Genomic DNA, 8,888 nt, shown 5'->3' on the forward strand with positions numbered 1-8,888 from the left:
ACCTGCCGGGTGAATCGTCCTCGGTCGTGACAGTGATCGACGGCTACCAGATGGCGCGCCAGGGCCGCGCGGGCCCCGCGCTCGCCGCCGCCGGCATCGGCTCCTTCTTCGCCGGCTGCGTCGGCACGCTGATCCTGGCCGGCTTCGCCGCGCCGCTGACCGAAGTCGCGTTCAAGTTCGGCCCCGCCGAATACTTCTCGCTGATGGTGCTGGGCCTGATCGGCGCCGTGGTGCTGGCTTCCGGCTCCCTGGTCAAGGCGATCGGCATGATCGTGCTGGGCCTGCTGCTGGGCCTGGTCGGCACCGACGTGAACTCCGGCGTCGCCCGCTTCTCGTTCGACATCCCCGAACTGACCGACGGCATCGGCTTCATCGTGATCGCCATGGGCGTGTTCGGCTACGGCGAGATCATCTCCAACCTCGGCAAGCACGAGAGCGAGCGCGAGGTCTTCACGGCCAAGGTGCAGGGCCTGATGCCCACGAAGGAAGACTTCAAGCGCATGGCGCCCGCCATCCTGCGCGGCACCGCGCTGGGCTCCTCGCTGGGCATCCTGCCGGGCGGCGGCGCGCTGCTGTCCGCCTTCGCGGCCTACACGATCGAGAAGAAGACCAAGCTGAAGCCGGGCGAAGTGCCCTTCGGCAAGGGCAACATCCGCGGCGTGGCGGCACCCGAGTCGGCCAACAACGCCGGTTCGCAGACCTCCTTCATCCCCCTGCTGACGCTGGGCATCCCGCCCAACGCCGTGATGGCGCTGATGGTGGGTGCCATGACCATCCACAACATCCAGCCGGGCCCGCAGGTGATGACCAGCAACCCGCAGCTGTTCTGGGGCCTGATCGCCTCGATGTGGATTGGCAACGCCATGCTGGTGATCCTGAACCTGCCGCTGATCGGCATGTGGATCAAGCTGCTGACCGTGCCCTATCGCTGGCTGTTCCCCGCCATCGTGCTGTTCTGTGCCATCGGCGTGTACTCCACCAACAACAACACCTGGGACATCTGGATGGTGGCGCTGTTCGGCGTGATCGGCTACGGCTTCATCAAGCTGGGATGCGAACCGGCGCCGCTGCTGCTCGGATTCATCCTGGGCCCGATGATGGAAGAGAACCTGCGCCGGGCGCTGCTGCTGTCGCGCGGCGACTGGAGCGTGCTGGTCACGCGTCCGCTGTCCGCCGGCCTGCTGGCCGCCGCCCTGCTGCTGATCGTCGTCGTGGCGCTGCCCGCGGTGAAGGCCCGCCGCGAGGAAGCGTTCCAGGAAGAAGAGTGACACGCGAGGCAGCGCTTCGCGAATGAAGAAGGCGCCCTGCGGGGCGCCTTTTTATTTGCCCCGACAATGCGGCCATGGCCCAGCCTTCCAGCCACCCGCAGCGGATCGCCCTGCACAACGAGATCCACGCGCGCCCGCCCGAGGCGATGGCGGCGCCCCTGGCCTTGTCGCACGTGGTCATGGCCGGCGATGCCGCCGAACGCGATGCCAGCCGCGCGCACCTGGCGTCGCTGCTGCGCGACCACCACCTGCCGCTGCCCGATGCGCAGACCACGCACCTGCGCATGGATGTGGGGGGCTTTCGCATCCGCTGGGAGCTGCACACCGAGTTCGTGACCTGGACCTTCTCGCACGCCTTCGACGCGGACGGCTTCGGCGACCAGGAGCCGCAGCCGGCGATCCACGAAGTGCCGCAGGAGTGGCTCGCGGCGCTGCCCGGGCAATGCCTCGCCGCGCTGCACCTGTGGGTCCTGCCCGGCGATCCGCCGCCGCCGCACGCGCTCACGCGCCACGTGCTGCACGAGGAGACGCTGGTGGGCTCTGGCGTCGGCGGCGGGCAGGGCGCGGTGTTCACCGATTTCGCGATCCACGCCGACGGCCATTCGCGCATGGTGCTGTTCTCCGACGGCCTGTCGCCGCGGCGCCTCGGCCGGATGGTGCAGCGGCTGCTGGAGATCGACACCTACCGCATGGCGGCCCTGCTGGGACTGCCGGCCGCGCGCGAATCGGCCGCGCTGCTGGGCGTGGCGGAGAAGGAGCTCGCCGCGCTCGCCGAAGCGATCCGCGCCGCCGGGCGCGACGAGGAACCGCAGCTGCTCGATCGCCTCACCCGCCTGGCGGGCCAGGTGGAGAGCCACTACGCCGCCACGCATTCGCGCTTCTCCGCGAGTGCGGCCTATTTCGAGCTGGTGGATCAGCGGCTGCAGGACATCCACGAATCGCGCCTGCCGGGCCTGCAGACGCTCGGCGAGTTCATCGAACGCCGCCTCTCGCCCGCGCGCGCGACCTGCGCCTGGGCCGTGCGGCGGCAGGACGCATTGTCGCAGCGCGTCTCGCGCATCAGCAACCTGCTGCGCACGCGGGTGGAGATCGACCAGCAGCAAAGCAGCCAGGCCCTGCTCAAGACCATGAACCGGCGGCAGGACCTGCAGCTGAAGCTGCAGGCGACGGTCGAAGGCCTGTCGGTCGCGGCGATCACCTACTACATCGTGGGGCTCGTGAGCTATCTCGCCAAGGGCGCGCAGGCGCTCGGCTGGCCATTCAGTCCCGAGGGCACGGCGGCCGTGGCGATCCCGGTCGTGGCGCTGGGCGTGTGGCTGTCGCTGCGCCGCCTGCACGCGCGCGTGCTCGGGCACTGAGCGCGTGGCGGCGCCGGGCACGCAGCGCGAAGGCCCGCTGCCGGGCGTGGTGCTGGCGGTCGCCGGCGCCATGGCCTTCAGCGGCAAGGCGATCATCGTCAAGCTCGCCTACCGCTACGGCGTCGATGCCGTGACGGTGATCATGTACCGCATGCTGTTCGCGCTGCCGATCTTCGCCGCGATGGCGTGGTGGGCCGGCCGCGGACAGGCGCCGCTCTCCGGACGCGACTGGGCCGGGGTGCTGGGGCTGGGCGTCACCGGCTACTACCTCGCCAGCTTCCTCGACTTCCTCGGGCTGCAGTACGTGACGGCCTCGCTGGAGCGGCTGATCCTGTACCTCAATCCGACGCTGGTGCTGCTGCTCGGATGGCTGCTGTACCGCCGGCCCTGGTCCCGCGCGCAGCTCGCCGGCATGGCGGTGAGCTACGCCGGCGCGCTGCTGGTGTTCGGCCACGAGGCGCGGCTGGAAGGGCGCAACGTGGCGCTGGGCACGCTGCTCGTGTTCGCGAGCGCGGTGAGCTACGCGATCTACCTCGTGTACAGCGGCCAGCTGGTGAAGCGGCTCGGCTCGCTGCGGCTGGTGGGACTCGCCACCAGCGTGGCCTGCTTGCTGTGCATCGCGCAGTTCCTGCTGCTGCGGCCGGTGGAGAGTGCCCTGCACGTGGCGCCGCAGGTGATCTGGTTGTCGCTGCTGAATGCGGTGGCCTGCACGGCCGTGCCGGTGCTGCTGGTGATGATGGCCATCGAGCGCGTCGGCGCCGCGGTCACCGCGCAGACCGGCATGGTGGGGCCGGTTTCCACCATCCTGCTCGGCGTGTGGCTGCTCGGCGAGCCTTTCACGCCCTGGGTGGCGGCGGGCACGCTGCTGGTGCTGGCCGGGATCTTCGTGTTCACGCGGGGTCCGCGCTGAACGCGTGTTCTTTCTCCCTCTCCCCTCCGGGGAGAGGGTTGGGGTGAGGGGCAGGTCGCGCCGCGTCGCGTCAGGCGGCGCGCGGTGTGGGCCCGCTGGGGTGGCGTCCCCCTCGCTTCCGCTTCGGGGGCAAACCTGAAAGTCGAATCCCGGCGGCGCGCGCGAAGAACTCGTCTGGGGTTTGGCCGCGCACGGCCAAACCCCAGACTCGAACAGCTTCGCGAGCATGAAACGTACGCACAGCTCATACGCCCTGCGGGCTCTCGTAGCCGTGCTGCGCCGCCGGGATTCGACTTTCAGGCGCCACCCCTTGATGCGGTCCCACACCGCGCACCACCTGCCGCGACGTCGAATGCACCGCTTGATCGGGCAAGGCACCACCGGCGCGCCCCCATCGCAGGCTGGTGGTGAGCGCGAAGCCGAACCCCAGCGCTTCGCGCTGGACTGCCCCTCGCCCCGACCCTCTCCCCAGAGGGGAGAGGGAGCAAGGCGAATGCCTGCGCGGGGTCCCCGTGGATGGGTTGGTGACCATCAGCGATCGTTGATGGAAATCATCAAATACTTTCACTGTCCCTTATCGTTCGCAGCACCTAGATTTCCTTCAAGCCCTCGTGGCACCGGTTCATCGCATCGAAGGAGATCCACTTGCTGCAACACCTGCATCCCCCCGCGCCCACCGACGCCGCGTCGGAAGCGCACCGGCACGCGTACAACCGCGCGTTCGAAGAGCTCGACCTGCCCTGGCACTGGGACGCGGCCACGTTCGCGCGGCTGCAGCCCTCGGGCCGCGCGGGCATCCGCCACTGGATCGAAGCCGAACAGCCGCACCTGCTGCGCGCCTACGGCATCGACTTCCTGCTGGACCTGGTCCAGGCGACGCAGGCGCGCTGCCATGCGCGCCTCGAGCTCGCGGCCCCCGCGCGCACCCCGTCCACGCCGCGGCTCGCCGCCTAGGAGCCGCCATGCATCAACAATGGGTGCGCTTCCTCGAAGGCGGCAGCACGCGCTTCGGCACGATCGAGGGCGAGCGGGTGCGCGTTTGGCACGGCAACATGTTCGAGTATCCCGTGCGCGGCGACCGCACGATCGCGCTGGCCGACGTGCAGCTGCTCATGCCGGTGCAGCCGACGAAGGTGATCGCGCTGTGGAACAACTTCAAGGCGCTGGGCGAGAAGCTGAACCTTTCCGCGCCTCCCGAACCGCTGTACCTGGTGAAGACGCCGAACTCCTACCTCGAGCCCGGCGGCACGATCCGGCACCCGGGCGGCGGCGTCAAGGTGGTGTTCGAGGGCGAGCTGGGCATCGTGATCGGACGTACCTGCAAGCAGGTGGGCGAACGCGACGCGATGCGCCACGTGTTCGGCTTCACCTGCGCCAACGACGTCACCGTGGCGGACATCCTCAACCGCGACGCTTCCTTCGCGCAATGGGTCCGCGCCAAGGGCTTCGACACCTTCTGCCCCTTCGGGCCGGCGGTGGCGACCGGACTCGATCCGGAGAAGCTCACGGTGCGCACGGTGCTCAATGGCGACGTGCGGCAGGACTATCCGGTCAGCGACATGCGCTTTTCCGTCGCGCAACTGGTGAGCCTGATCTCGCAGGACATGAGCCTGCTGCCGGGCGACATCATCCTCTGCGGCACCTCGGTGGGCGTCGGCTCCATGAAGCCGGGCAGCACCGTGGAAGTCGAGATCGCCGGCATCGGCCGGCTGACGAACCGTTTCGAATAAACCCTCATTTCCCCTCGGAGGGACCCATGAAGATCGCAATCATCGGCGCCGGCGCCATCGGCGGCTATGTCGGCGCGCAGCTCGCATTGGCGGGCGAGGACGTCACCTTCATCGTGCGCGGCGCGAACCTGCAGGCGATCCGCGAACGCGGCATCCGCCTCGTCGCCCACGACGGCAGCGAGCGCGTGGCGCGCAACGTGCGCGCCACCGACAACTACGACGACGCCGGCGCGCAGGACCTCGTGATCCTCGCCACCAAGGCGCACCAGGTGGCCGCCGTCGCCGGCGACCTGCCCAAGCTGTTCGGGCCGGACACCCCGGTCGTGACCATGCAGAACGGCATCCCGTTCTGGTACTTCCACAAGACCGGCGGCCCGCTGGAAGGCAGCGCCGTGCGCAGCGTGGACGAGGACGGCCAGCTCGCGAGCATGATCCCGCCGGAACGCGTGATCGGCTGCGTCGTCTATCCGGCGTCGGAACTGCTGGAGCCGGGCGTGGTGCGCCACGTCGAGGGCGATCGCTTCCCGATCGGCGAACTCGATGGCAGCACGACCGACCGCGTGACGCGCATCTCCGAATGCTTCGCGCGCGCCGGCTTCAAGGCGCCGGTGCTGGAGGACATCCGCGCCGAGATCTGGCTGAAGCTGTGGGGCAACCTCACGTTCAACCCGATCAGCGGACTCACGCAGTCGACGCTGGTGGACATCTGCCAGTACCCGCTGTCGCGCAGCCTCGCGGCCGACATGATGCGCGAGGCGCAGGCGGTGGCCGGCAAGCTGGGCATCCAGTTCCGCGTGCCGCTGGACAAGCGCATCGCGGGCGCGGAGAAGGTGGGCAAGCACAAGACGTCGATGCTTCAGGACATCGAGGCCGGCCGCGCGCCGGAGATCGACGCGCTGGTCGGATCGGTGGCGGAACTCGCCCGCCTGACCGACACGCCGACGCCGCACATCGACACGGTCTACGCGCTGGTCAAGCTGCTCGCGCGCAACATGGAGACCGAGCGCGGCGGGGTGCGCCTGCAGCACGCCTGACCGATCGCGGCTTCGTACTGCGGCGCCGCTTCGTCGCTTTTGTAGGGTGGGCAAGCTCCGCTTGCCCACCGCCTCACCGCTGGCGCAAGCGCTGCGGGATCGCCACCGAAGGCTTGCCCGAATACGCGTCGAGCCGCTGCCCCATCGCGAGCTCCAGTCGCTCCAGGCGCTCCTGCGCCGGCGGGTGCGTGCCGAGCGTCAGGGTGAACAGCGGGTTGTCCGGCGCGGCGGTGCGCAGCTGCTGCAGCACCGCGGGCAGGCCGTAGGGGTCGAAGCCGGCGCGGGCGGCGAGGGCCACGCCCTGGCGGTCGGACGCGAATTCGTCGGATTGGTCGAGGCCGCTGGAATACAGGTTCTTGCCCAGCGCCAGCATCTGCTGGGAGATCGCGCCCTGCACGGCGTTGCCGGTGCGCACCTGCGATGCGAGCAGCTGCGCGGCCAGGCCCGAGCGCGCCTTGGCGGCGAGCGCCTTCAGGTGGTGCTTCTCGACCACGTGCGTGATCTCGTGCGCGAGGATGCCCGCCAGTTCGGCCTCGTCGACGCGATCGATCACGCCCTTGGTGACGAAGACGTAGCCGCCGGGCGCGGCGAAGGCATTGAAGCCGGGATCGTCGATCACGCCGAAGGTCCAGGGCAGCTGCGGCCGCGGGCCTTGCAGCGCGATCCAGCGGCCGAGGCGGTTCACGTAGCGCTGCAGCGCCGCGTCCGCATGCAGCGGCTTGCTTCCCAGCAGCACCGAGGCGAGCTGGCGCCCGATTTCGATCTCCTTGGCTTCGTCGATGCTGTCGACGGAGTCGGAGAGCATCTGCAGCACGTCGTCGGTCGCGGGCGTGCGCGGCGCGGACGGCTGGTTCAGCAGGTTGCCGGGGTTGATCCGCTGCAGGAGGTCGCCCAGGGCCCGCGTCGGGTCCTGCGCCTGCGCGGAGAGGGCGGCGAGCGCGAAGGCGGCGCCGGTGAAGAAGGTGCGCATCGTGGCGTTCATGGCATGTCCTGCTGCGCCGGATTCGCCGGATTCGCCGGGTTGCCGGGACGGCTGCCGAACCCGCGCGCGGGCTCCGGCAGCGGCTCCACCGCCGCCGGGCGCCAACCCGAACGTTCCGCGAAGGACCGCACGTCCCTGTCGCTCTGGCGCTGCGCTTCGATGCGGGCGACGGCCGCCGGATCGGGGCTCGCGTTGGCGATGTCCTCCGCGCCCAGCCCGCGGATGCCCGCGGTGCTGGCGGTGCGCTGCTGCGAGGCGCCGCCGCCGAACAGGCTGGTGATGCTGCGCATCGCACTGCCGGCGACGCTGCCGCCGTCGGAGGCCGAGGCCGGGCCGATGTCGAACATGTGGACCCAGCCGGTGGCCGCGCCCGCCGTGACCTTCACCCAGGGGCCCTGGCGCTCGTTGCCGCGCGTGAGCGGCGCCTGCGCGGGCAGGGCGGCGATGCTTCGGGCCTGGTCGCCCGGCGCATCGCGCAGCTGGACGGGGCGGCGGGTGACGGCGGCTTCCTGTGCCCATACCGGGGGCAGCAGGAGGGCCAGCATCAGCAGGGTGCGCAAGGGGGTGCGTATCATCCGTGGCTCATTCCATTCTCAACCGCGGGTCATTGTATGAATCTGGGCATTACGGGCAAATGGGCGCTGGTGTGCGGCGCCAGCAAGGGACTGGGCTTCGGCTGCGCGCAGGCGCTGGCGCGCGAAGGCGCCAACCTGGTGATCGTGGCGCGCGGCGACGAGGCGCTGCAGGCCGCCGCGCAGACGCTGCGCGCGGATGCCGAAGTGCCCAAGGGCACGAAGGTGGAGGCGATCGCGGCCGACATCACCACGCCGGAAGGCCGCGCCAAGGTGTTCGGCTTCCGCAAGGACTTCGACATCGTCGTGACCAACGCCGGCGGCCCGCCGCCCGGCGACTTCCGCGACTGGGACCGCGAGGCCTGGATGAAGGCGGTGGACGCCAACATGCTGACGCCCATCGAGCTGATCAAGGCGACGGCGGACGGCATGGCGGCGCGCGGCTTCGGCCGCATCGTCAACATCACGTCGAGCGCGGTGAAGGCGCCGATCGACATCCTGGGCCTGTCCAACGGCGCGCGCAGCGGCCTCACCGGCTTCGTTGCCGGCGTGGCGCGCACGAGCAAGCTGGCGTCGGCCAACGTGACGATCAACAACCTGCTGCCGGGATCCTTCGACACCGATCGCCTGCGCGGCAACTTCGCGGGCGCGGCCAAGAAGACCGGCAAGCCGGTGCAGGAGATCATGGACGCGCGCATGAAGACCATCCCCGCGCAGCGCTTCGGCAACGCGGAGGAGTTCGGCGCGACCTGCGCCTGGCTGTGCAGCGCGCAGGCGAGCTACATCACCGGCCAGAACGTGCTGATCGACGGCGGCGCCTACCCGGGCACGTATTGAGGCGGTGGAATGGTGGGCAAGCGGAGCTTGCCCACCCTACGCCTCATGCCATTCCCCCGTAGGGTGGGTGTTTGGACTGGGGACATGGGTAACACCCGTGCGAGGACATAGGTAACGCTTTCGGGGTGTGGATAACACTTCGGAGGGTTCTCATGCCGTGGCAGGAGAGAGATACCGTGTCCATTCGCTTGGAATTC

At 69.8% G+C, this 8,888-nt stretch carries 9 protein-coding genes; 7 read left to right on the top strand and 2 right to left on the bottom strand.

What is annotated here, in order from left to right; all coding sequences use genetic code 11:
• The 6 genes from VF522_RS21195 to VF522_RS21220 form a co-directional block, all read left to right on the top strand.
• On the top strand, positions 1–1,268 hold a 1,268-nt coding region (locus VF522_RS21195), incomplete at its 5' end, for a tripartite tricarboxylate transporter permease (protein WP_330910303.1).
• A 74-nt stretch (positions 1,269–1,342) separates the two neighbouring features.
• A complete protein-coding gene (locus VF522_RS21200) occupies positions 1,343–2,626 on the top strand; it encodes a DUF3422 domain-containing protein (RefSeq protein ID WP_330910304.1) in 1,284 nt (427 codons plus the stop codon).
• Between the two features lie 70 nt (positions 2,627–2,696).
• On the top strand, positions 2,697–3,536 hold the full coding sequence (locus VF522_RS21205; protein ID WP_330910312.1) for a DMT family transporter: 840 nt from the start codon (positions 2,697–2,699) through the stop codon (positions 3,534–3,536).
• A gap of 645 nt (positions 3,537–4,181) precedes the next feature.
• Positions 4,182–4,490, top strand: a complete 309-nt coding sequence (locus VF522_RS21210; RefSeq protein ID WP_330910306.1) for a hypothetical protein — start codon at positions 4,182–4,184, stop codon at positions 4,488–4,490.
• An 8-nt stretch (positions 4,491–4,498) separates the two neighbouring features.
• The gene (locus tag VF522_RS21215; RefSeq protein ID WP_330910307.1) at positions 4,499–5,266 is read left to right on the top strand and encodes a fumarylacetoacetate hydrolase family protein; all 768 of its coding nucleotides are present in this window, start codon (positions 4,499–4,501) and stop codon (positions 5,264–5,266) included.
• Positions 5,267–5,292: 26 nt separating this feature from the next.
• Positions 5,293–6,300, top strand: a complete 1,008-nt coding sequence (locus tag VF522_RS21220; RefSeq protein WP_330910308.1) for a 2-dehydropantoate 2-reductase — start codon at positions 5,293–5,295, stop codon at positions 6,298–6,300.
• Positions 6,301–6,373: 73 nt separating this feature from the next.
• Here the strand turns inward: VF522_RS21220 and VF522_RS21225 are convergent, their stop codons facing one another.
• Positions 6,374–7,282 (bottom strand): M48 family metalloprotease, encoded by a 909-nt coding sequence (locus tag VF522_RS21225; protein ID WP_330910309.1) that lies wholly within the window; start codon positions 7,280–7,282, stop codon positions 6,374–6,376.
• Positions 7,279–7,857 carry an SH3 domain-containing protein gene (locus VF522_RS21230; RefSeq protein ID WP_330910310.1) on the bottom strand — a complete coding sequence of 193 codons (579 nt, stop codon included), beginning with the start codon at positions 7,855–7,857 and terminating at the stop codon, positions 7,279–7,281. The genes VF522_RS21225 and VF522_RS21230 overlap by 4 nt, the downstream gene beginning before the upstream one ends.
• 36 nt (positions 7,858–7,893) lie before the next feature.
• On the opposite strand from VF522_RS21230, the gene VF522_RS21235 reads away from it, so the two are divergent.
• Positions 7,894–8,691, top strand: a complete 798-nt coding sequence (locus VF522_RS21235) for an SDR family oxidoreductase (RefSeq protein WP_330910311.1) — start codon at positions 7,894–7,896, stop codon at positions 8,689–8,691.
• The last annotated feature ends 197 nt before the right edge of the window (positions 8,692–8,888 follow it).

The sequence above is a fragment of the Ramlibacter sp. genome (assembly GCF_036383835.1).
Lineage (GTDB): Bacteria > Pseudomonadota > Gammaproteobacteria > Burkholderiales > Burkholderiaceae_C > Ramlibacter.

Bases quoted from the DNA above. Each gene is read 5' to 3' on its own strand.
- VF522_RS21235 (WP_330910311.1), top strand. From the start codon at position 7,894: ATGAATCTGGGCATTACGGGCAAATGGGCGCTGGTGTGCGGCGCCAGC.
- VF522_RS21230 (WP_330910310.1), bottom strand. From the start codon at position 7,857: ATGATACGCACCCCCTTGCGCACCCTGCTGATGCTGGCCCTCCTGCTG.
- VF522_RS21200 (WP_330910304.1), top strand. From the start codon at position 1,343: ATGGCCCAGCCTTCCAGCCACCCGCAGCGGATCGCCCTGCACAACGAG.
- VF522_RS21220 (WP_330910308.1), top strand. From the start codon at position 5,293: ATGAAGATCGCAATCATCGGCGCCGGCGCCATCGGCGGCTATGTCGGC.
- VF522_RS21215 (WP_330910307.1), top strand. From the start codon at position 4,499: ATGCATCAACAATGGGTGCGCTTCCTCGAAGGCGGCAGCACGCGCTTC.
- VF522_RS21225 (WP_330910309.1), bottom strand. From the start codon at position 7,282: ATGAACGCCACGATGCGCACCTTCTTCACCGGCGCCGCCTTCGCGCTC.
- VF522_RS21205 (WP_330910312.1), top strand. From the start codon at position 2,697: ATGGCCTTCAGCGGCAAGGCGATCATCGTCAAGCTCGCCTACCGCTAC.